21 protein-coding genes and 1 pseudogene are annotated in these 21,772 nt (G+C 51.5%); 15 read left to right on the forward strand and 7 right to left on the reverse strand.

Going from position 1 to position 21,772, the window contains the following annotated elements; all coding sequences use genetic code 11:
• The 3 genes from HLG76_RS10820 to HLG76_RS10830 all read left to right on the forward strand — a co-directional run bounded on the left by HLG76_RS10820 (window position 1) and on the right by HLG76_RS10830 (window position 1,862).
• Window positions 1–939: an ABC transporter permease gene (locus tag HLG76_RS10820; RefSeq protein WP_077577298.1), complete on the forward strand. Its 939-nt coding sequence runs from the start codon at window positions 1–3 to the stop codon at window positions 937–939.
• Between the two features lie 120 nt (window positions 940–1,059).
• Window positions 1,060–1,578: an SPOR domain-containing protein gene (locus tag HLG76_RS10825; protein WP_175993640.1), complete on the forward strand. Its 519-nt coding sequence runs from the start codon at window positions 1,060–1,062 to the stop codon at window positions 1,576–1,578.
• A complete protein-coding gene (locus HLG76_RS10830) occupies window positions 1,575–1,862 on the forward strand; it encodes a hypothetical protein (protein ID WP_175993641.1) in 288 nt (95 codons plus the stop codon). The genes HLG76_RS10825 and HLG76_RS10830 overlap by 4 nt, the downstream gene beginning before the upstream one ends.
• Window positions 1,863–1,984: 122 nt before the next feature.
• Here the strand turns inward: HLG76_RS10830 and HLG76_RS10835 are convergent, their stop codons facing one another.
• From HLG76_RS10835 to hemC, 4 genes are read right to left on the reverse strand one after another with little or no spacing between them, the layout of a single operon-like run.
• Window positions 1,985–3,181 (reverse strand): heme biosynthesis HemY N-terminal domain-containing protein, encoded by a 1,197-nt coding sequence (locus HLG76_RS10835; protein ID WP_077577296.1) that lies wholly within the window; start codon window positions 3,179–3,181, stop codon window positions 1,985–1,987.
• Window positions 3,178–4,314, reverse strand: coding sequence for a uroporphyrinogen-III C-methyltransferase (locus tag HLG76_RS10840; RefSeq protein ID WP_077679288.1), 1,137 nt, complete (start codon window positions 4,312–4,314; stop codon window positions 3,178–3,180). Before HLG76_RS10840 ends, HLG76_RS10835 begins: the two co-directional genes overlap by 4 nt.
• Window positions 4,307–5,071 carry a uroporphyrinogen-III synthase gene (locus HLG76_RS10845; protein WP_021022164.1) on the reverse strand — a complete coding sequence of 255 codons (765 nt, stop codon included), beginning with the start codon at window positions 5,069–5,071 and terminating at the stop codon, window positions 4,307–4,309. The genes HLG76_RS10840 and HLG76_RS10845 overlap by 8 nt, the downstream gene beginning before the upstream one ends.
• Complete coding sequence (gene hemC / locus HLG76_RS10850; protein WP_077647405.1) at window positions 5,068–6,003, reverse strand: hydroxymethylbilane synthase; 936 nt, start codon at window positions 6,001–6,003, stop codon at window positions 5,068–5,070. The genes HLG76_RS10845 and hemC overlap by 4 nt, the downstream gene beginning before the upstream one ends.
• A 455-nt stretch (window positions 6,004–6,458) precedes the next feature.
• On the opposite strand from hemC, the pseudogene HLG76_RS10855 reads away from it, so the two are divergent.
• Window positions 6,459–8,977: pseudogene (locus HLG76_RS10855) on the forward strand (class I adenylate cyclase).
• 55 nt (window positions 8,978–9,032) lie between these two features.
• Here HLG76_RS10855 and cyaY read toward each other — a convergent pair.
• Entirely contained in the window at window positions 9,033–9,344 is a 312-nt protein-coding gene (gene cyaY / locus HLG76_RS10860) for an iron donor protein CyaY (protein ID WP_021022161.1), read from the reverse strand.
• 77 nt (window positions 9,345–9,421) lie between these two features.
• Here cyaY and HLG76_RS15025 point away from each other — a divergent pair, with 77 nt between their 5' ends.
• The 7 genes from HLG76_RS15025 (at window position 9,422) to uvrD (ending at window position 16,377) form a co-directional block, all read left to right on the forward strand.
• Window positions 9,422–9,529 carry a lipoprotein gene (locus tag HLG76_RS15025; protein WP_254877677.1) on the forward strand — a complete coding sequence of 36 codons (108 nt, stop codon included), beginning with the start codon at window positions 9,422–9,424 and terminating at the stop codon, window positions 9,527–9,529.
• A 27-nt stretch (window positions 9,530–9,556) separates the two neighbouring features.
• Complete coding sequence (lysA, locus tag HLG76_RS10870) at window positions 9,557–10,810, forward strand: diaminopimelate decarboxylase (RefSeq protein ID WP_077461693.1); 1,254 nt, start codon at window positions 9,557–9,559, stop codon at window positions 10,808–10,810.
• 8 nt (window positions 10,811–10,818) lie between these two features.
• Window positions 10,819–11,649, forward strand: a complete 831-nt coding sequence (dapF, locus tag HLG76_RS10875) for a diaminopimelate epimerase (RefSeq protein ID WP_077461692.1) — start codon at window positions 10,819–10,821, stop codon at window positions 11,647–11,649.
• A gap of 88 nt (window positions 11,650–11,737) precedes the next feature.
• Window positions 11,738–12,337: a DUF484 family protein gene (locus HLG76_RS10880; RefSeq protein WP_254877678.1), complete on the forward strand. Its 600-nt coding sequence runs from the start codon at window positions 11,738–11,740 to the stop codon at window positions 12,335–12,337.
• A gap of 41 nt (window positions 12,338–12,378) precedes the next feature.
• A complete protein-coding gene (xerC, locus tag HLG76_RS10885; RefSeq protein ID WP_108744117.1) occupies window positions 12,379–13,296 on the forward strand; it encodes a tyrosine recombinase XerC in 918 nt (305 codons plus the stop codon).
• Between the two features lies 1 nt (window position 13,297).
• Entirely contained in the window at window positions 13,298–14,026 is a 729-nt protein-coding gene (locus tag HLG76_RS10890; protein ID WP_158011547.1) for an HAD-IA family hydrolase, read from the forward strand.
• 170 nt (window positions 14,027–14,196) lie between these two features.
• Complete coding sequence (gene uvrD / locus HLG76_RS10895; RefSeq protein ID WP_077679293.1) at window positions 14,197–16,377, forward strand: DNA helicase II; 2,181 nt, start codon at window positions 14,197–14,199, stop codon at window positions 16,375–16,377.
• 94 nt (window positions 16,378–16,471) lie between these two features.
• Here uvrD and HLG76_RS10900 read toward each other — a convergent pair whose 3' ends face one another.
• The gene (locus tag HLG76_RS10900; protein WP_175993642.1) at window positions 16,472–17,116 is read right to left on the reverse strand and encodes a LysE family translocator; all 645 of its coding nucleotides are present in this window, start codon (window positions 17,114–17,116) and stop codon (window positions 16,472–16,474) included.
• Window positions 17,113–18,048: an EamA family transporter RarD gene (rarD, locus tag HLG76_RS10905; protein WP_175993643.1), complete on the reverse strand. Its 936-nt coding sequence runs from the start codon at window positions 18,046–18,048 to the stop codon at window positions 17,113–17,115. Before rarD ends, HLG76_RS10900 begins: the two co-directional genes overlap by 4 nt.
• Before the next feature lie 168 nt (window positions 18,049–18,216).
• Here rarD and recQ point away from each other — a divergent pair, with 168 nt between their 5' ends.
• The 4 genes from recQ (at window position 18,217) to HLG76_RS10925 (ending at window position 21,679) form a co-directional block, all read left to right on the forward strand.
• Window positions 18,217–20,097, forward strand: coding sequence for an ATP-dependent DNA helicase RecQ (recQ, locus tag HLG76_RS10910; protein WP_175993644.1), 1,881 nt, complete (start codon window positions 18,217–18,219; stop codon window positions 20,095–20,097).
• 27 nt (window positions 20,098–20,124) lie between these two features.
• Window positions 20,125–20,385, forward strand: a complete 261-nt coding sequence (locus HLG76_RS10915; RefSeq protein ID WP_254877679.1) for a DUF3630 family protein — start codon at window positions 20,125–20,127, stop codon at window positions 20,383–20,385.
• 112 nt (window positions 20,386–20,497) lie between these two features.
• The gene (locus tag HLG76_RS10920; protein WP_021022149.1) at window positions 20,498–21,166 is read left to right on the forward strand and encodes a 7-cyano-7-deazaguanine/7-aminomethyl-7-deazaguanine transporter; all 669 of its coding nucleotides are present in this window, start codon (window positions 20,498–20,500) and stop codon (window positions 21,164–21,166) included.
• Between the two features lie 60 nt (window positions 21,167–21,226).
• Entirely contained in the window at window positions 21,227–21,679 is a 453-nt protein-coding gene (locus HLG76_RS10925) for a GNAT family N-acetyltransferase (RefSeq protein ID WP_175993645.1), read from the forward strand.
• Window positions 21,680–21,772 lie beyond the last annotated feature (93 nt).

The raw sequence follows: 21,772 nt of genomic DNA on the forward strand, positions 1-21,772 counted from the left end.
ATGACACAAGCACATACCACCCCAAGTCGCTGGCAACGCTTTTTGGCCTCAGATTTCCTCTATCACTTTAAGCGTGACAAGGTGGCGATGGCCAGTTTTGCCATTTTTATGGTTTTTCTCCTACTGGCTGTGTTTGCGCCTTTGGTGGCACCAACCAATCCTTATGATTTGATGTCGATTGATATCATGGACTCAGAGTTACCGCCTGCTTGGATGGAATGGAGCGATCCTCGCTTCTTATTAGGGACGGATAACCAGGGCCGAGATATCTTATCCACTATGATTTATGGCCTGCGTATCTCTCTGACCATTGGCCTATGTGCGGTGGGGTTACAGCTCATCTTAGGGACAATCATAGGACTGAGTGCGGGGTACTTTGGCGGACGGATAGATAGCTTCTTTATGCGGATTGCAGATATTCAGCTGTCTTTCTCTACCATGATGGTGGCGATCATTGTGTCTGCGATTTTTAAAGCCAGCTTTGGTAGCGAGTTTTATAGTCAATATGCGATCTTGATGCTGGTGGTGATTATTGGGATTGCCGAATGGCCGCAATATGCGCGTACTATTCGTGCCTCTGTACTGGCGGAGAAGAAAAAAGAATATGTTGAAGCGGCGCGTGTAATGGGGTTTCGATCACCGCGTATTATGTTCCGGCACATTCTTCCCAACTGTCTGTCTCCGATCTTGGTGATTTCAACGGTTCAAGTGGCTAACGCGATTATGTCAGAAGCGGCATTATCGTTTTTAGGCTTGGGTATGCCTGTCGATCAGCCGTCTTTGGGCTCATTAATTAGTATTGGCTTTAATTACATTTTCTCTGGTTCGTGGTGGATAACGGTCTTTCCTGGTATTGCCTTAGTGCTGCTGGTGTTGGTTATCAACTTGCTGGGTGATTGGCTCAGGGATGTGTTTAACCCCAAAATTTATAAAGGATGAGAAAAATGGCTGCGTACGCAGCCATTTTTGTTCGTACCTAACAGCTTGAGAATCGTCAGCTTGAGTCATTGTACGACTTTGCTTAAGCTGATGAACATTAAGTGACGAAGGGAGTAAATCATGGGGCGGTGGCGAGGTCTGGTTGTCACGCTAATGGCAACGTGGGGAATGATATCCTCAGTGAATGCAGCGCAAACACCTTGTGCGATTATCGACAATCAGCAAGGTTGGCCGATCATTGGTGAAAAATGCGATATTGGCAATGGGCTGTGGGGTGATCAGTCTCCTGACCCGCAAAGTTCAGCATTTTGGGTCCAGTGCGGAGCCACAAACGGGGTGCCATCACGTCAGTTTTATCAAACATTGCGCCAAGGTTTGCCGGATTTACCCTTTCAAGTGCAAGTCCGCGAAGGGCGTGGTCGTTGTTTAATTGGTCCCTATCAGGCTCTCGATGTCGCCAATGTGGTGCTTAAACGTGTGCGCATGTTTGGTCCGACACGCCAAGCGGTTTGCGCCAAACCCGTCAACCCCTGTCTCAGCCTGCAGTCATACGCTTGCCGCCACTGGCGGAGACAAAAGCGTCTACTCTGCCAAAGACAAGCGGAAAAGCAGCCCAATCCGAAGCCGCCTTCAATTTGAGCCACTTTGGTTTACCTGAGCCTGAGCAAGGTGACAAACAGTATACGGAAAAAGGGATGAGCTGGGTGCGGCTACCTTATGCGAAGGCGGAACCGCGTTGTCAGCAAGAAGGAATGGTACTTGCGTCCAGGCAGGACTTAACCCAGGTCGCCCAAGCCACCGATCAATTACCGATGCGTTTACCTTACTGGGTACAAGGCGCCCAGGGTGTTGATGCCAATACCGGCACGGTGGTCACGCGTAATCAAGTGGCAGCGCTCAATGTATTGTGTAAAAAAGGATAGCGAGTCGGCAAACTGGGGTTAGCTTTGATAGTAAGGTTAACCACAGAAGCGATGCGTGATGGCATCGCATCGACAAAAACGCCCCATTTTATGATGGGGCGTTTTTGTTACTGTCAGGCGTATTATGCTGCGGGCGGACGCTCGGGCAGTGCCATTTTTAAGGCGGTACGCGAGATATCGCTGGCCGCTTGTCCTTGGTTGAGTTTATCTAACACATCGGCAAGGTAGGCATAATCACTGACATCAGTACGGTATTCGAGTGCTTGCTCAAAGTGGCTGCGCGCATCTTGCCATTTGCCTGCTTGCATCAGCAGCTGGCCCAGCGCGCTGTGAACAACCGGATTATGGCTATCGCGGGTTAGCAACTCTTCTAGCATGACCACGGCCGGATAACTGTCGGGCAAGTTGAGCGTAGGGATCAGTGCAATCAAGCGATCATCGGGCCGCTTTTTCAAGGTTTCACGCAATAAGATGTAGGCTTCAGAATCGGCATTTCGCGCCGACAAATGATGCACTAATCCAGCGAGCAGTGCGGGTTGGTTACGTTTGGCCTTCGGCAGTTGGTTCCAATGCGCAAGCAGCCCTTCTGCCCCTTTCTGACTGGCAACATGCGACATAACGCCAAGCTCGGCACGCTCATACAATACGTCAAGTTGTTCACTATTGAGCAGCTGTGCTTTTTTTAGCGTTGGAAGAAGGTTGAGCAACGCCGACCAATCTTCTAATTGGATATAGGTCTCTTTCAACAGGGACAGCATCACAGGGTTGCGTGGGTGTTGGCGTTTTATTGCCCGCAGTGAGGCCAATGCTTGCTCATACTGCCCGCTTTGGCTGTGTAACTGGGCGCGAGTGAGGGCGAGCGCTAAACTGTTGGCATTGATATCGGCGGCGTGTTGTAGGTACTGATCCCGCGCATGTAAATCTTGGCGTTGTTGTGCCGCTTCTGCGGCGGCGAGCAAGTTGTGCATGGGAGCATCACTGTGTGAGCGCGCTTTAGCGAGGAGCTTTTCCGCCTTTTTCCACTCGCCCTCGCGTAATTTCATTAAGCCAGTCTGGGTCTGCTGGCGAGCTTTACGCTGTTTCCGGCCGGATAACCAACCACTGGCAGTACTGCTCATCGAAAAGAGTTTTCTTAGCACCCACTCTAGGGCCCAGAGCACTGCAATGAGCGCGGCGATGAGCACTAAGAGGGTTGTAACGCTCATTTCAATGGTTTGCTGGGCCGCTGAAATGAGCACGTAGCCTTGGTGACCAGCCAGTTGTGGGCCAACCACCAAGCCTGCCGCCAAAACGAGGACAAGTAACAGCAGTCGTATCATGATTGGCCTCCTGTTAGCGGTGCAATATCTCGGCGCAATCGGGTATCAATCTCATCACTGACGAGCGTTTGGCTGCTGAGCTTTTGCGGAAGGTCGACCCCAATACGCTGTTCGTTCAGGGCGTTGAGTTGCTCAACAAAACGGCGGGTGGCGTTAGCATCCTGATTATAAAAGCGCAGCGCCCAGTCTTGGGCCATGCCAAGTGCTTCATGATAGAGGGTGTCATTCCCTTGATAGACAGCCCGCATTGCTTGATCGAGCTTGTTTTTTAGGTTCTCTTGCAAATAATAGCTTTGTGTCGGCGAGAGCAGTGGCACCACATTACCGTCGCGTTTGCGGTAGGTAATGAAATCATCAACAAATCCTTTCAATGAGGTGGTCAGGTTTGCTTGCCAATCGTTGACCGACTCGCTCACCACCGGAGCTTGCGTTTCCTCTGCCTCAGGGATCACCGCGCTGGCAAGGGGTAAGTCCTCGACTTGTCGTTGCATGCTCGTTAAGCGCAACACTATGCCATCTTTATCCACCCGCTTGACCGCTTTTAAAGCCGTTATATCGTCAGCTAACGCTTGGCGAATCGGTACCAACGACGGGTCGTTGAGCTGGGCAATGCGATGATCTGCTGCTTCCATCAGCGCTGTGGCGCTTTGCGCATCGTGCTCAAGCCACACTTTGCGCCCTGCCATACGAATTAAATAATCCGCTTCCGCAAGTAACCAATCGTTAGGTCGGCGGCCTTTCACATCGGCCATTGCCTTTTGCAGACTCTTCAGGCTGCTATCTTGTTGATTAAGTCGTGTTGTAGTGGCGTCCTCAAGTTGCTCTCTTGCTTTTTCAGCGGCTTTTTGTTGCTGGCTAAGGGATTGTTCAAGGTTAGCAATTTGAGATTGTTGCGCCGATACTGTGTTTTGTAAAACAGTCGCTTGCTGGTGCCCATGATAGAACACCCATCCACTCGAGCCGAGTGCTATCGCGATGGCAATCGCGCCAAGAACAATACCGCCACGTCCTCCTGATGATGCGCTTTTTTTTGCTGTTTTCCCTGATGAGGAGGCATCCGTGGCGTGTGTCTTGGGTGACGAGGGCGTCGTAGCCTTGTTTGATTTGGTGTCGGTGTTTTTGTTGTCAGTCATCCGAAAGTCCCGTTTTACTTAACCTGAGCAGCGTGTGAAATAGGGCTGAATTGGCCACGCTGTCAACGGTCGTAATCGTGTCAAAATCGAGCCCTGTGGCTTGATCTTGAATCCTTTTACTGGGCACCAGTATACGGCATTGGCGCAGCCAGTGCTGTCCGCTTAATGTGATAAGTTGATCAAAGTAGGCTAATTGTTGGCCACTGGTGATCACCACGGTGTCGATAGTGTCTTTAGGCCAGCTTACTACTTGCGATACTAAAGGCTCAATGGCCCATTGTCGCCGATAGGTCTCGCAATAGTGAACTTGCGCGCCTTGATCGCTGAGTGTTTTTGCCATCATATCGCGGCCACTGTCACCGCGAAGAATCACCACCTGCGCCCCCTTTACCGCCATAAATGGAGCCAGTGCTAGCATGCCCTCACTGTCTTCGCGGACCGGGTATTGGACAGTCTGACCGCAGACGGCTTGCCACTCATGAGCAGTGCGTTGCCCAACGGCAACATAATGACAATCACTGGGCCAGGCCATCTCCTGGCGTTGCAATGCCTGATGCGCAAAGGCCACGGCGCGTGGGCTCACTGCGACCAAGATGCTGTCAGCGGGCAGTGAGCCGAGCAAGGTGGCGAAGGTTGGTAAGTCTCGCCCCGGCGCAAAACTGAGTAGCGGGCAGGCGATCGCCGCCAGCCCTTGTCGGGTAAGCTGATCGACTAACTCACTGCAGTCTGGCTCGGGGCGAACGATAACCGTGGTCATGCGTCGTCTTGATAAAGTTTATCCAGAATTTGGCGCGCACCTTGAGCGAGGAGCTGCTCGGCTAAATCTGTCCCTAGTGCTTCCCCTTTCTCTAATGGACCGGTGATTTCGGCACGTAAGATGGTCGAGCCATCCGGTTCGCCCACTAATGCGCGCAACCAAATTTTGTCGCCTTGAATTTCCGAATAGCTGCCAATAGGCACTTGGCACCCGCCTTCAAGACGATTATTCATCGCGCGCTCACAAAGTACACGTTGTGTGGTGCTGGCATCAGAAAGGGGGGCCAATAAGGTCCGAATACGTTCATCATCCAGTCGACACTCGATACCCACGGCACCTTGCCCAACCGCCGGCAAGATGACTTCTGGTGGAATTTCATTACGTATGCGTTCATGTAAACCTAACCGTTTTAACCCAGCGGCGGCGAGAACGATCGCATCATACTGACCATCATCCAATTTCCCTAAGCGGGTGCCGACATTGCCGCGTAAGGTATTAATGATCAGATCCGGACGACGTTCACGTAGTTGTGATTCGCGGCGCAGGCTAGACGTGCCGACGACAGCCCCTTCGGGTAAATCATCAATGCTGTTGTAATGGTTAGAGACGAAAGCATCGCGTGGGTCACCGCGCTCACAGATGGTGACCAATCCCAGTCCTTCTGGAAACTCAACCGGGACATCTTTCATCGAGTGCACGGCAATATCTGCGCGGCCGTCAAGCATTGCTTGTTCAAGCTCTTTAATAAACAAGCCTTTACCACCGATTTTAGCGAGGGGCGTGTCCAGAATCACGTCACCTTTAGTGACCATAGGCACGAGCTCGACGGTCAAGCCAGGATGGGAAGCTTCGAGTGCTTCTTTAACAAATTCCGCTTGCCAGAGCGCCAAAGGACTTTTGCGTGTGGCAATACGCACGGGTGTTGAGTACATGGTGTTGCTTCCTTCTTGATTCATAACCACCATCGTATCATTGCCATTGGGTGGCTCGTAATAGTCGTCAATCGCTTTCGAGATTTATGATGGGCTTATCGTCATATAGGTGAAAAAATGTGATCGATAGCGTATTATTTACGCAAATAGTGAGATCGTTGGGCGGAAAAAAGTGAAAGTTACGACTAAGGTAGTAGAGCGTAAAAGTTGATATTGGTCTCATAAAGCGCCTATAGTGCGTCACGGATCTCACCACACAGGCATCGGGGTTATTGACTTTACCCGAGTTGTCGAGAGTGTTACATTGATCACGTTTTGTTATCTGCAATTGGGCGGATACGGTGAAGACAGTAACGTCGACCTGTTGACCGGGATGTCAACGAATCTGGATGATTGCCTTGCAAACATACGTACAACAGCAAACTGAGCGCATAGAGGCGTTTAACCGCGTGAGAATGGATCGCGCGCGGTCAGCAATGAGTCGTCAAGCTCAAGCCATTTTTGATGTGCTGCCAGTGCTTTTACATCTCAACCACCCCGCATTGCCCGGGTTTTGTGGCGACAGTGTGCCTTTTGGTATCGCTGATTATCAGCTTGACGAGACACAACGAGAGTTTGTCTCTGACTGTCTGATCCACTCAAAGACGCGCTTCTCCTCTTTAACTGCATGCGTTGATGAACGTCGTCGTCATCCGATTAAAGGCATGTATACCATGGGCAGTACCGGCTCGATGGGACAAAGCCTCACCAGTGATCTGGATATCTGGGTATGCATTGATGCTGCCGTCACCACCGCCCAGCGTGATAAACTCGATGCCAAGTGCATGGCGATTTCCGAATGGGCGCTAAACCAAGGGGTTGAAGCCAACTTCTTTTTAGTGTGTGAAGGGCGGTTCCGCCATCACCTCAGCCAAACCATGACCAGTGATAACTGTGGTACCAGTCAGCACTTTTTGTTGCTTGATGAATTTTATCGTTCGTCAATGCGTGTTGCGGGGCAAAAGCTGCTTTGGTACATGGTGCCGCCAGAAATGGAAGACTGTTACGACGACTATGTCGATACCTTGGTGGCAGACCATGGTCTTGACCGACGTGATTGGGTCGATTTTGGCGGCCTGCCGACCATCCCGGCGGAAGAATACTTCGGCTCGAGCTTGTGGCAGCTTTATAAAAGTATCGATTCACCGTATAAATCGGTACTTAAAGCGATATTACTCGAAGCGTACTCGTGGCAGTACCCTGGCACCCAACTACTAAGTGTTGATGGTAAGCGCCGCTTTTATGCCGGCTGGGTTGATGTATACCAGTCCGATGCGTATTACCTGATGTTGGAAAAAGTGACGCGCTACCTCGAGTCAATTGGCGACGCCCGCCGCTTAGACCTTGTCCGTCGCTGTTTTTATCTCAAAACCCATGAAAAATTAACGCAGTCACCGTCGACCGGCTCAGTGGCATGGCGGCGTGACGTGCTGCGTCTATTGGCTCATGAGTGGGGCTGGGACGAGCAGGCGTTGACGTATCTGGATAACCGCCGTCACTGGAAGGTTGAGGAAGTGCAGTACGCACACAACGAGCTGCTTGATGCGTTAATGCAAAGCTATCGTAATTTGATTCGCTTTGCGCGCCGCAATGACATCACCTCGGCGATCAGCCCGCAAGATATCAGTACGTTAGCGCGTAAGCTTTATGCCGCGTTTGAAGAGCTACCGGGTAAAGTGACCTTGCTGAATCCGCAGATTTCACCGGATCTGCACGAGCCAAACCTGACCTTGATTCAAGTGCCCGAAGGGCGAACGAATCGACCGGGATGGTATTTATATAAACATTCCCTGAATCCGGTCGACATCATCGGTCGTGCGCCACTGGAGCATAACAGCTATCTGTCTAAGCTGATCGCTTGGGCGTTTTTTAATGGTTTACTGACCGAGTCGACGCATTTACACACCGTAGTACGTGATGCAGATGTTGATATTGATACCCTGTATCAATTGGTCAGTGACATTCGCAACACCTTCTCTCTGCGGCCGCCACGCCCAACCTTGGACGCGTTATCAAGCCCCTGTGAAATTCGTCAGCTCGCCTTGTTTATTAACTTAGAGCAAGACCGACGTCGGCGTATAAAAAACCATCGATGCGGTTTGATTTTAAAAATAGCGATATCTTTAGCTATGGCCCCGAGCAAACCTGCCTGGTGGGCAGTGTTGATTTGGTCTATCGCAACTCGTGGAATGAGGTCCGGACACTCAACTATCGCGGTGATGATGCGATTCTTGAAGCGCTGAAAACCATGTTAGGAAAAATGCACCAAGATGCGGTGCCACCTGAATCGGTCGATGTGTTCTGCTATTCGAGTAAAATGCGCGGCCTGATCCGCAACTTGGTCTACCAACTGGTGGCGGAATGCATTGAACTTAGGCTAAAACCGGTTGAAAAGGAAAAACGGCGTCGATTCAAAGCGTTGCGTATTGGATCGCAAACGCACGGCTTGTTCTTTGAACGTCGTGGCGTGTCCGTGCAACGTTTAGAAAATTCGGTCGATTTTTATCGCTGCATTTCCACGAATAAAGTGAATGGCACGCCGGTGATGGTGGTGGATAATCCGCAAGATGTGCACCCACCCGCGGTCGTCGATGCCTACGCCAGTGAAGGCTTGGTGCAGTTTTTCTTTGAAGACTGCGCCAATGGCTACAATCTTTATATTCTTGATGAGAGCAATCGCGTTGAAGTGTACCGCCAGTGCAGTGGTGATAAAACAGAGATGGTACAGGGCGTGAACCGTTTTTATACCTCCTCTCACGACCGTTATAGCTACAGTGCTAATTTTATTAACTTTAACTTGCCGCAGTTTTATCAGATTGTTACCGATGATCGCGGTGAGCCACAGGCGTTACCTTTTAAGTGCGATACACAATGGCAGCCGCCTCGCCAACCACCTCACGATGGCTTTAGTGGACAAGTGGCGTCATTTAAATAACCCAGAGAGCGGCTTTTTAGTGCGCTCTCTGGGCATTGTTAGCGCCTGCTTCAGATCACCAAGATACCGGCTCTCCAGCATGCCTGCTGCACTCTTGTTGGACTAAATCCATTAAGATTAAGCCGGTCTTGCTGCACGTCCACTCGCCCTCTTTTAACGCGAAATGAAAACCGCCACCTTTTGACGCGACCCAAATTTCTTGCATCGGCTCTTGACGGTTAATGATGATCTGGCTGCCATCGTCAAATTCGAGTGTCATCACATTGCCGACACTCTCATAATCGATGTCGGCGCCTGAGTCATCGATACCTTCTTCGATGGCCTGCATTTGCAAATCGACTAGCTGATGATATTCCGTTGTATTCATCCCGTTATATCCTATTGCTTTTCATGGTTGTGATGCGATTATAGAGGGCATTGACTCGATAATCACTGGCATTCACTATGCGAAAACTCGTCATTTTATTGATACTCACAGGCATCATGACACTGACCGGCTGTGGCCAACAAGGGCCCCTGCATTATCCGGACGAACAACCGACGCAAAATTAATAACCCACGACAACAGGGACGAACACCTTGGATTACTTTAATTATCAGGACGACGGCCAGCTATGGGCCGAATCATTGCCATTGGCTCAGCTTGCCAACGATTACGGCACGCCATTATATGTGTACTCGCGCGCGACCTTGGAGCGTCATTGGCATGCTTTTGATTGTGCCGTGGGCGATCATCCACATCTTGTATGCTATGCCGTGAAAGCGAACTCAAATATTGGCGTATTAGATATTCTGGCACGGCAAGGATCGGGTTTTGATATTGTGTCGCAAGGTGAATTGGAACGCGTCTTGGTTGCAGGCGGCGATCCGGCGAAGGTCGTATTTTCAGGAGTGGGTAAAACGGCGGTTGAAATGCGGCGAGCGCTGGAAGTGGGGATAAAATGTTTCAATGTCGAATCACACTCTGAGCTTGACCGCCTAAACCAAGTGGCGGGCGAGCTGGGTGTCGAGGCGCCAATCTCTCTGCGCATTAATCCGGATGTTGATGCCAATACGCACCCTTATATTTCCACGGGCCTCAAAGAAAATAAATTTGGCATTGCTTTCGGGGAAGCGCTAAATAGTTTTCGCTATGCTGCCAGTTTGCCCCACCTGAAGGTGGAAGGTATTGATTGCCATATCGGTTCGCAGCTAACGGATCTGACCCCCTTTATTGAGTCCACAGACCGTCTGTTGGCCTTAATTGATACTTTGGCGCAAGAAGGCATTCAGATTCGCCACCTTGATGTTGGTGGCGGCCTCGGGGTCACCTACAGTGATGAAAAACCACCGCAGCCTTCGGAATATGCCAAAGCGCTGCTGGCGCGTTTGGATAAGCATCGCCATCTTGAGCTGATTTTTGAGCCAGGCCGTGCCATTGCTGCTAATGCCGGCGTCTTGCTCACCAAGGTGGAATTTCTTAAACACAGCGAACATAAGAATTTTGCCATTATTGATGCCGGTATGAACGACTTAATTCGTCCTTCCTTGTATCAAGCTTACCAAGAAATTATTCCGGTGGTGCCGCGTCAAGGAGAGCCCAAAACCTACGATTTAGTGGGTCCGGTGTGCGAAACCGGAGATTATTTAGGTAAGAATCGCTCGCTAGTATTAGCCCCAGATGATTTGTTGGCGGTGCGTTCAGCGGGTGCGTATGGCTTTGTGATGGCCTCTAACTATAATTCGCGCTGTCGTCCTGCCGAAATCGTTGTCGACGGTGAACACGCATACTTAGTGCGTGAGCGTGAAAGCTTGGCGTCACTGTGGCAACTTGAAAAGCGCCTACCAGAATAAGGATTGGCATGCAGATACAGTTTGCAAAAATGCACGGACTGGGCAACGACTTTATGGTGGTTGACTGTGTTACACAAAATGCGTTTTTCTCCCCGGATCTTATCCGGCGTTTAGCCGATCGTCATCGGGGTATCGGCTTTGATCAACTACTGGTGGTGGAGCCGCCTTATGATCCGGAAACCGACTTTCACTATCGGATTTTTAATCCTGATGCGTCTGAAGTTGCCCAATGTGGCAATGGCGCGCGTTGTTTTGCCCGTTTTGTGCGCATGAAAGGGCTCACTAATAAATATCAAGTTAATGTCAGCACCCAAGCGGGAAAAATGCGGCTACATATTGAGAACGACAACCAGGTGCGGGTGAATATGGGCGAGCCTATTTTCACGCCGGGCAAGATCCCGTTTCGGGCTAATTCACAAGAAAAGACCTATTTGATGCGCGTAGCGGAACAGACTTTATTTGTCGGGGCCGTGAGCATGGGAAACCCACATGTCGTCACAGTGGTCGATGATATTGATACGGCGGATGTCGAGACGCTGGGGCCGCTACTTGAAAATCATGAGCGCTTTCCCGAGCGTGTGAATGCCGGCTTTATGCAGATACTTTCTCGTAATGCGATTAAGCTTCGGGTGTATGAGCGCGGCGCCGGAGAGACTCAGGCTTGCGGCAGTGGCGCTTGTGCCGCGGTAGCGGTAGGGATTGATCAAGGGTTGTTGGATGAGCAAGTCACCGTCACGCTACCGGGCGGCGATTTACGGATTCTCTGGCGTGGTCCAGGCCAGCCTTTATCGATGACCGGGCCTGCAACACATGTATATGATGGACAATTGCAATTATGAATCACGGGATAGACGCTACCACATTGGAAACCATGCCGTTGAGCGAGGATGCGGTAGCCGATTATTTAACTGATAATCCTGACTTTTTTTGCGTCAGCGTGATTTGCTGGCGCGGTTAACCATCCCGCACGCTGAACAAGGGGCAGTCTCCTTGGTCGAAATTCAGCTCAAGCGCTTGCGTGAGCGCGTCGCAGAGTTAGAAGAAGACATTACCCAGCTGATGAGTCTCGGTGCCAAAAACGATCGCTTATTTCGTGCGTTTGCTGAGACGCATCAAGCACTACTTCGCACGAATCAGCCGCACGACGTGCAAAAAATATTACAGACGCTCAGTGCGCAATTACAGCTCAACGTCAGTGTCTGTGTTTATCACGATATTGCGGGGATGACGGCCATTCCTCGTCAAGCGGTGGATCAACTGAAAAACCATCACTTTGCCGGACGCCGTTGCTATTTGGGCCGTTTGCGCCGAGTCGATGCCGAAGTGGTGATGGCACAGCCACCGGAACTGGGGTCATTTGCCTTGGTGCCAATTAAAGGTGAGGGCAAAGAGTGGGGACTACTGAGCTTTGCCAGTGCAGATGGCGGGCACTTCCAGCCGGATATGGATACGCTGTTTCTTGAGCAGCTGGCTTCGCATTTAGCCATTTTATGCAGCCAGTGGGCGCAAAAAGGTGAGAGCCAGTGACCGACGAGACACCTCGCGAACCTGCCAGCGCACCGCGCTCACTGACGGTGCTTTTGGACCGTTTTTATCAATATCAGCTGAGCGAGCGTGGTCTCAGTGCGCATACCCAGCGTAATTATCAGCGCCAGTTAGATAAAATTGTCGACTTTCTGACCGCGCGCGGCATCGCTCACTGGACCGATGTTGATGCTGACTGGGTGCGACAAATTTCGAGCCAAGCCAAACGTGATGGGCTGAAACCGGGCAGTATTGCTTTACGTTTGTCCGCGCTGCGTAGCTTTTTCGACTATCTGGTGCAAGCCGAACAGCTTGCCGCCAATCCTGCCAAAGGGGTCTCAGCGCCGAAACAAGGCCGTCATCTCCCGAAAAATTTGGATGTGGATGAAATGCATCAGCTGCTCGAAGTGGACGAAGACGATCCTTTGTCGGTGCGTGATCGGGCGATGATGGAACTGATGTATGGCGCGGGGCTACGTTTGGCCGAGCTGGTGGATCTCAACGTCCGTGATGTCTCAGTACGCAAAGGGGATTTACGTGTCATCGGTAAAGGAGAAAAAGAGCGCATTGTGCCTTTTTCCGGCATGGCAAAAACCTGGGTGATGAACTGGCTCAAAGTCCGTAATCAGCTCCTCAAAGGCCCAGAAGACGCGCTGTTTATTTCTAAGCTCGGCCAGCGTATCTCGCATCGGAGCGTGCAAAAACGCATGGCAGAGTGGGGACAAAAGCAGGCGGTCAATAGTCATATTAATCCCCATAAATTGCGCCACAGTTTTGCCACCCATATGTTGGAATCTTCGGGGGATCTGCGTGCAGTGCAAGAGCTACTCGGCCATGCCGATTTGAGCACCACACAAATTTATACCCACTTAGATTTTCAACACTTGGCGAAAGTGTACGATGCCGCGCATCCCAGAGCGCGCAAATCAGGTCCAGATAAAAAACCGAACTCGGAGTCGTGATATGAAATTTTATCGTCGCTTACAGGCGTTTGATGCGATGAGTTTTGACTTGGATGACACCTTGTACGATAACTGGCCGGTGATCGCACGCGCCGAGGCGGCGTTAACTGACTATTTGCGCGAGCATTGTCCGCCAATTGCGGCGCTTGATAACGCGACGATGGCGGGGTTTCGTCGCCAAGCGCGTGACCAGAACCCAGCACAACGCTTTGATGTGACCGCGATGCGGGTTGCCCAGCTGACGCTTGCCGGTGAGCATGTTGGCTTCACGGCCGAGCAAGCGCGCGTCCAAGCCCAAGCGGCTACGACCTTCTTCTGCGGTTATCGCAGTGATTTTACTCCGCCGGCACAAAGTTTGGCTTACTTAAAAGCCTGGTCCGAGACGCTGCCATTGGTGGCGATCACCAATGGCAACGTCGACACCGATGCGATTGGAATGACGCCGTTTTTCCAGCATATTTTCCGTGCCGGTGAACACGGCGCGGCCAAGCCAAGCCCTGAGATGTTTGCTCAAGCCGCGCAGGCCTTGGGCCTCGCCCCAGCGCGCATTCTACATGTCGGCGATCATTTAAGCTCGGATGTTGCCGGCGCGCGTCAAGCGGGCATGCAAGCATGCTGGATTCGCCCAGAGCGGCAATCACCCATGATGCACAAAGGGCGCACCTTGCCGGATGTGGCGATCGATGATTTATCTGAACTCGATAGCTTAATTCAGCAGTGGCACCGTTAGGCCGCGATACTGTTATGCGATATTACTCATAGCTCCGATATTACTCATAGTACTGATATTTCCACCATTCACTCGGTTGAAGCGCTGATCGTTATCGGGCGCGCAATTTAGCGCTGAGCTGGTATAATCGCCAACCAGTGTATAAATACCCAGTAAAATGGCAGGTGGCGATGGACGTATCAACTCTTCTTGACGGACTCAACGACAAACAGCGTGAAGCCGTGGCCGCGCCGCTCGGCAACCATTTGGTGCTGGCAGGTGCTGGCAGTGGTAAAACCCGAGTGCTGGTTCATCGTATGGCTTGGCTAATGCGGGTGGAAGAGGCGTCGCCGTTCTCGGTGATGGCGGTGACCTTCACCAACAAAGCAGCAGCCGAAATGCGTGGCCGTATTGAGCAATTGATGCAAGGCACCGCCTCGGGCATGTGGTGTGGCACCTTCCACGGCATTTGCCATCGTATTCTCCGTGCCCACTATTTGGATGCCAACCTGCCACAAGACTTCCAAATTCTTGACTCAGACGATCAGCAGCGCTTGCTACGCCGGTTAATTAAAGCGCAAAACTTGGATGAAAAACACTGGCCCGCCAAGCAAGCGAGTTGGTACATCAATGGCAAAAAAGATGAAGGCTTGCGTCCCAAGCACATTGATACCCGCCATGATCCGGTTGAAAGCACTTGGCTACGGATTTATCAGGCGTATCAAGAAGCCTGTGATCGCGCCGGTTTGGTGGATTTTGCCGAGATCTTGCTGCGAACCTTAGAGTTATTGCGCGATAAAGCGGTGATCCGTGATCATTACCAAGCACGTTTCCAGCACATTTTGGTGGATGAGTTCCAAGATACCAACAACATCCAATATGCGTGGCTACGCATGATGGCCGGTCAACAGGCTAGAGTGATGATTGTCGGCGATGACGACCAATCCATTTACGGCTGGCGTGGCGCGAAAGTCGAAAATATTCAGCGTTTTCTGGACGATTTCACCACCCCGCAGACTATCCGTTTGGAGCAAAACTACCGCTCGACCAGTACGATTTTGCAAGCGGCGAACACCCTGATTGAAAACAACGCCGACCGGATGGGCAAAAGCCTGTGGACCGAGGGCAAAGAGGGCGAGCCTATTTCGGTGTATGCCGGGTTTAATGAGCTAGATGAAGCGCGCTTTGTCGTCGGGAAAATTAAAACCTGGCAAGACGAAGGGGGCGTACTGAGTGACAGCGCCATTTTATACCGCAACAACGCCCAATCCCGGGTGCTGGAAGAAGCCTTAATTCAAGCCGGTTTGCCTTATCGTATTTACGGCGGCATGCGCTTTTTTGAGCGTCAGGAAATCAAAGATGCATTGGCGTATTTACGTTTGATGGCGAATCGCAATGACGATGCGGCGTTCGAGCGGGTGGTAAACACGCCCACTCGGGGAATTGGTGATCGCACTCTTGAGACGCTTCGTGGTGCGGCGCGCGATCGTGGCCAAACCTTATGGCACACGGCCGAGCAAATCTTGGCCGAAAAAGCGCTGGCAGGGCGTGCGGCCAATGCATTGGGCCGGTTTATCGAGCTGGTCAATGCGCTAGAAGATGACACCCGTGACATGGCACTGTATCAACAAACCGATGCCGTGATCCGTCACTCCGGCTTGCGCGCCATGTACGAGCAAGAAAAAGGCGAAAAAGCGCAAGCACGCGTCGATAACTTGGAAGAGTTGGTGACGGCCACGCGCCAATTTACGCCACCCGAAGAGGCGGAAGCGGAAGGGATGACACCGCTGTCGGCATTCTTGGCCCACGCCGCCCTTGAGGCCGGTGAAGGTCAAGCGGACGAGTTTGATGACGCGGTCCAATTGATGACCTTGCACAGTGCCAAAGGTCTCGAGTTCCCCTTAGTCTTTATGGTCGGGGTGGAAGAGGGCATGTTCCCCAGCCAGATGTCAGCCGAAGAAGCGGGTCGCCTAGAAGAAGAGCGTCGCCTTTGCTATGTCGGTATGACGCGAGCGATGGAAAAACTCTATCTGACCTACGCAGAAATGCGCCGTGTGTACGGCAAAGACATGTTCCATAAGATCTCGCGCTTTATTCGTGAGCTGCCCGAGGCCTGCTTGGAAGAAGTGCGGATGCGTGCCAATGTCTCACGCCCTGCTGCAAGCGGTGGTCGTTTTTCCAAAACGCAGACTCAGGAGAACTTTAACCAAACCGGGTTTAGTTTGGGTCAGCGGGTGCAACACCCTAAATTTGGTGAAGGCACCATCATCAACTTTGAAGGCAGTGGCGGACAAAGCCGCGTGCAAGTCGCCTTTAATGGGGAAGGGATTAAGTGGTTGGTAACTCAGTACGCCAAACTGGAAGCGCTTTAATCCCCGCTGCTTAACGCCAAAAACGTAACATACGCCAGCCTCGGCTGGGCGTATTGGTATTTACTCCATTGCCTGCATTTTTTCAGCTGCGGCGTTAGCCGAACACGCCGGCTTGCCAAACGACCGCGCCACCTAACAGCAAAAACAACAACGCACACAGGCCATCGATAACCGGGGCGATTTTGGTGAGCACTTGCTGTACGCGACTGCCTGATAGCAGCCAGGCAAGCGAAGAAAACCAGCCTAATGAGAGTAAGAACACCACCGCCACGGCCATGGCTTTGCCACTGGCAGACATGCTGGCCGGCACCAAGGTACTCATCAATGAAATAAAAAACACCAAGGCTTTCGGGTTAAATAGGTTGGTCAGCACCCCTTTCCAAAAGGCCTGTTTTTGGCCGCGTACCGCAGGCGCATCATTGGCGGTTTGCACTGGCGCTGTGGTGGCGGCGAGCAAACCTTTAATGGCGCTAAGGCCTAAATACATCAGCACACTGCCCCCCGCCACTTGCACCCACATAAACAGTTGTGGGTGCTGATGCACCAACAGACTGATGCCGGTAATGCTCAATATTGTGTGTGCCAAAATACTGAGCGATAACCCTAGCGCAATCGCCAAGCCAGTGGCACGGCCATAACGGGTCGCATTTTGGAGCACCAAGGCAAAATCGGGCCCGGGGCTGAGTAGCGCAATCATATGTACCCCCGCTAGCGTGGCGAGAATAGTCAGCTCGTTCATTCTGGTTTTCCTGTTGATAACGCGGCACGTTTAATGTTGGTGACTTGATGTCGTTTGTTCTGATAGGCATCAACGCTAAATATCGCCAAGGCGGCCCAAATAAAGCCGAACGTCGTGGCCTTGTCGGGGGTGAAAGGTTCGTCATACAAGCCGACGGCGAGTAAAAACATTAAGCTTGGGCCGATGTATTGGAAAAAGCCCAATACCGTCAAAGGTAGGCGGGTCGCGGCGCCGGTAAAACACAACAAAGGTATCGTGGTGATCAAGCCGGCAGCGGCCAGTAGCATATTTAGGCTAATGGGATTATCGAGCAGGTTAGCGCTAGGTGTATCGGCAAACTGCCACAGATAAATCAGCGCAACGGGCAAGAGTGTGCAGGTTTCCACAAACAACCCTGGTACCGCAGGGAGATTGATTTTTTTGCGCAGTAAGCCGTAAATCGCAAAGCTGGTGGCCAGCGCCAGGGCTATCCAAGGCAGTGAGCCAAAGGTAATCAATTGTACCAATACCCCCACCAACGCCAGCGCGGCGGCAAGCCACTGTAGACGGCGAAAACGCTCACCAAGAAAGATCATCCCCAGTGCCACGTTCACCAGTGGATTAATGTAGTAGCCAAGGCTGGCATCCAGCATGCGGTTATTAACAATCGCCCAGATAAAAATCAGCCAATTACAGCCAATAAAGCAAGAGGTGAGCATCAACATCAACAGCTTTTTCGGCTCGCGGATAATCGGTTTAAGCTGATAAAAACGACGGATAAAAAACAGCAGCAATGCCAAAAAGACAAACGACCAAATAATCCGATGCGACAAGATTTCTGGCGCCGGAATATGGTTGACCGTTTTAAAGTATATAGGGGCAATTCCCCACATAATGTAAGCTGCAAGGGCTAATAGCACGCCTTGGCGGGCGCGTTTCGGATCTGGAATCACGGTGTTTTCTCGTTATGGGTATCGATAAGGAATGAACGCGTATTCATGCATGTTGACTAGATGTAACAAGTTGTAAGCACCGGCGCAAGCACCTTTCTTAGTGCTCAGGGTTTCATCAGTCAGAGGGTGTCGGTAGAATGAGCGCCAGTTTGAGTAACGAGCTTGATTATGTCCGCCACCCCCGCTCATGTCGATACACCAACGGCGACCGACGCCGCTACCATTGACCCTGCCACGAGTCCTGCCCACCAGGTACTCAAAGCGGTGTTTGGTTATCATCAATTTCGCGAGGGTCAGCAAGCGGTGATTGACGCAGCGATTGCTGGCCGTGATGCCTTGGTGATTATGCCAACCGGAGGCGGGAAATCACTGTGCTATCAGATCCCTGCGTTGGTACGTACTGGTTTGACCGTGGTGATTTCGCCTTTGATCTCGTTGATGAAAGATCAGGTCGATCAGCTCAATGCCAATGGCGTCACGGCGGCTTGCTTAAACTCGGCGATGACCCCCGAGGCGCAAGCGGAGACTTTGCGCACGTTAAATCAGGGAGAGGTGAAGCTACTCTATGTGTCGCCTGAGCGTGCCCTGGGCCGTGATTTTCTTCATCGCTTAAGTGATTGGCAACTTGGATTAGTGGCGGTGGATGAAGCGCACTGTATTTCCCAGTGGGGGCATGACTTTCGCCGCGAATACGCCTCTTTGGGCCAGCTGAAACAGCATTTCCCCGATGTGCCGGTGATGGCGCTGACGGCGACCGCGGATGCCACCACGCGCGAGGACATTCTATCTCGCCTTACCCTGAACGATCCGCTAGTGCATCTGGGTAGCTTTGATCGCCCGAATATTCGTTACACGCTACTAGAAAAGCATAAACCCTTAGCGCAATTGGTACATTTTTTAACTGGCCTACGCGGTCAGTCGGGCATTGTGTATTGCAATAGTCGCAAGCGGGTTGAGCAGGTCGCGCAAAAACTGTGCGACAACAATATGCTCGCCGCTGCTTACCATGCAGGGATGACCACAGAGGCGCGCGGGTCGGTGCAAGAGGCGTTCCAACGTGATGATGTCAATATTGTGGTGGCAACCGTGGCATTTGGCATGGGGATTAACAAGCCCAATGTTCGCTTTGTGGTGCATTACGATGTGCCGCGCAATATTGAGTCTTACTATCAAGAAACCGGCCGTGCCGGACGAGACGGACTACCGGCTGAAGCGGTGTTGTTGTACGACCCCTCCGACATGGGATGGCTTCATCGCTGTTTGGAAGAAAAGCCCGAGGGGCCACAAAAGCAGGTCGAAAGCCATAAATTGACTGCGATGGGCGCGTTTGCCGAAGCGCAAACCTGTCGCCGTTTAGTGCTCCTGAACTACTTTGGCGAAAACCGCCAAACCCCGTGTGGCAACTGTGATATTTGTCTCGACCCACCTACTCACTTCGATGGCACTGAGCAAGCGCAAAAAGCGCTGTCATGCGTGTACCGTGTCAACCAAAGCTTCGGGGTCGGGTATGTGGTGGAAGTATTGCGCGGTATGCAAAATCAGCGCATTAAAGATCATGGTCACGATAAGCTATCGACCTATGGCATCGGGCGAGAGTGGAGTCATGAATACTGGGTAAGCATTATTCGCCAATTGATCCACCGCGGTTATCTGGTGCAAAACATTGCTCGCAGCTCGGTGTTGCAGTTGACTGAACAAGCGCGGCCACTATTGCGTAGCGAAATGGCGCTTGAATTGGCGGTACCACGTATCGGCCTCAGCCCACGCACCAAAGCCAATAAGCTGAGTCAGCGCCATTACGACAAAAAGCTATTTGCCAAGTTGCGTAAGTTACGTAAAGCGATTGCCGATGAGGAAGATATTCCACCGTATGTGGTGTTTAACGATGCCAGCTTGATGGAAATGGCCGAGATGCTGCCTTCCTCACACGCTGAGCTGTTGGCGGTCAGTGGCGTCGGCCAGCGCAAACTGGAAAAATTCGGCGATGCGTTTTTAGATTTAATTGACGATCACCTGGGCATCAGTGAGTACGGTTATGGTACCGAGTAATTGGTCTTTGATTGAATCAGACTGTGCTTGGCATTTTCTCAGCCACAGCTGGATGCGGATAATGCCGAGGTTATCTGTCAGCCATTGCTTGACGTGTTACAAGCTCAAGTACTGGAAAGCCAGCAAGACGCCGACATGATGACCTGGCTAATTGACTTTGAAGGCACGCGTCTGATGCTCAAAGCGGCCCATTACACCCAGAGCGTATGGTTGGAGCCATTGGAGAGTGATGGTGATGAAGTGATAGCCTTCTTGCGGCGCTGGTGGATACGTCATCCGCCTCTTTAAATTACACTGGCACCGCCGATTGATTGCTGTATAATTCGCCACCTCGCGCTGCCTGTTGATAGGTAGCTAAGTATTTTGGGTTCCCTCGCCCCCAATAACAAAAAGGTGCACTATGAGCCACTTTTCTCTCGCTCAGCAGCGTAAAGCGCTGAGTTACCTCGTGATATTCCATCTTATCATTATTGCCTCCAGTAATTACTTGGTGCAGATCCCTTTTACCGTTTGGGGCTTCCACACCACCTGGGGAGCGTTTACCTTTCCGTTTATTTTCTTGGCTACCGATCTGACTGTCAGAATTTATGGCCCTGGGTTAGCGCGTCGCATCATTTTATTCGTGATGATGCCAGCTTTGCTGATTTCCTATGTGTTATCCGTCTTGTTTTATCAGGGCAGTTACCAAGGATTCGCGGAACTGAGCACGTTTAATCTCACGGTGGCTCGGATTGCGATTGCCAGCTTTATGGCCTATCTATTGGGTCAGATTTTAGATATTCATGTGTTCAATCGCTTACGCCAGCAGCGCCAATGGTGGGTGGCACCGAGTTGTTCTACCTTGTTTGGTAACGCCTCAGACACACTCGCCTTTTTCGCGATTGCGTTTTACCAAAGCCAAGATGCCTTTATGGCGGAGCACTGGGTTGAAATTGCCCTGGTCGACTACGCCTTTAAGCTGATTATTAGTTTGGGGCTGTTTATTCCTATGTACGGGGTGTTGCTCAATGTGATTATTCGACGAATCACTCAGGTGACGCCGTCGGGGGCGGTGCAGCAGACGTCTTAATCGATAAAATAACAAAGAGTCGCATCGCGGCTCTTTTTTACGTCAATACGAGGAGGTGAGATGGAAATTCGTGCTGGGCACTTAGAGGAGGCGGTAACGGTGCTTAACAGCGTGCCCGAGTTGGATTCAGGTGTATCCTTGGAGCAATGCCACGCGCGATTAGCCGGACGCACGGCATTGATACTCGTCGCGTATCAAAACGGTGAGCCTGTGGGGGCGAAAATAGGCTATGCCACCAGTGAGACGCAGTTTTATAGCTGGCTGGGCGGGGTGACCAAAGCGGCGCGAGGTCAAGGGGTAGCGAAAGCGCTGCTACAGGCTCAAGAAGCGTGGGTAGCGGCTTCTGGCTATCAAACACTTGCGGTCAAATCACGCAACCGCTTTACCGCGATGATGTGCATGCTGGTGCGTCATGGCTATCAGATGGTGGCGTTGGAGCAAAAAGGTCAGCCTGCCGATTATCGCCTCTATTTTGAGAAGCAGATCAATAAATGTACAGCGAATAAAAAATAAACGTATTTTCTTCTTGATTAACGATAATGAGAATGGTTATTATTAACTTGCACTCAGGGACATGACACGACGTTCCTGAAGGCACGACATTGC

It is taken from the genome of Salinivibrio sp. EAGSL, assembly GCF_013366455.1.
Classification (GTDB): domain Bacteria; phylum Pseudomonadota; class Gammaproteobacteria; order Enterobacterales; family Vibrionaceae; genus Salinivibrio; species Salinivibrio costicola.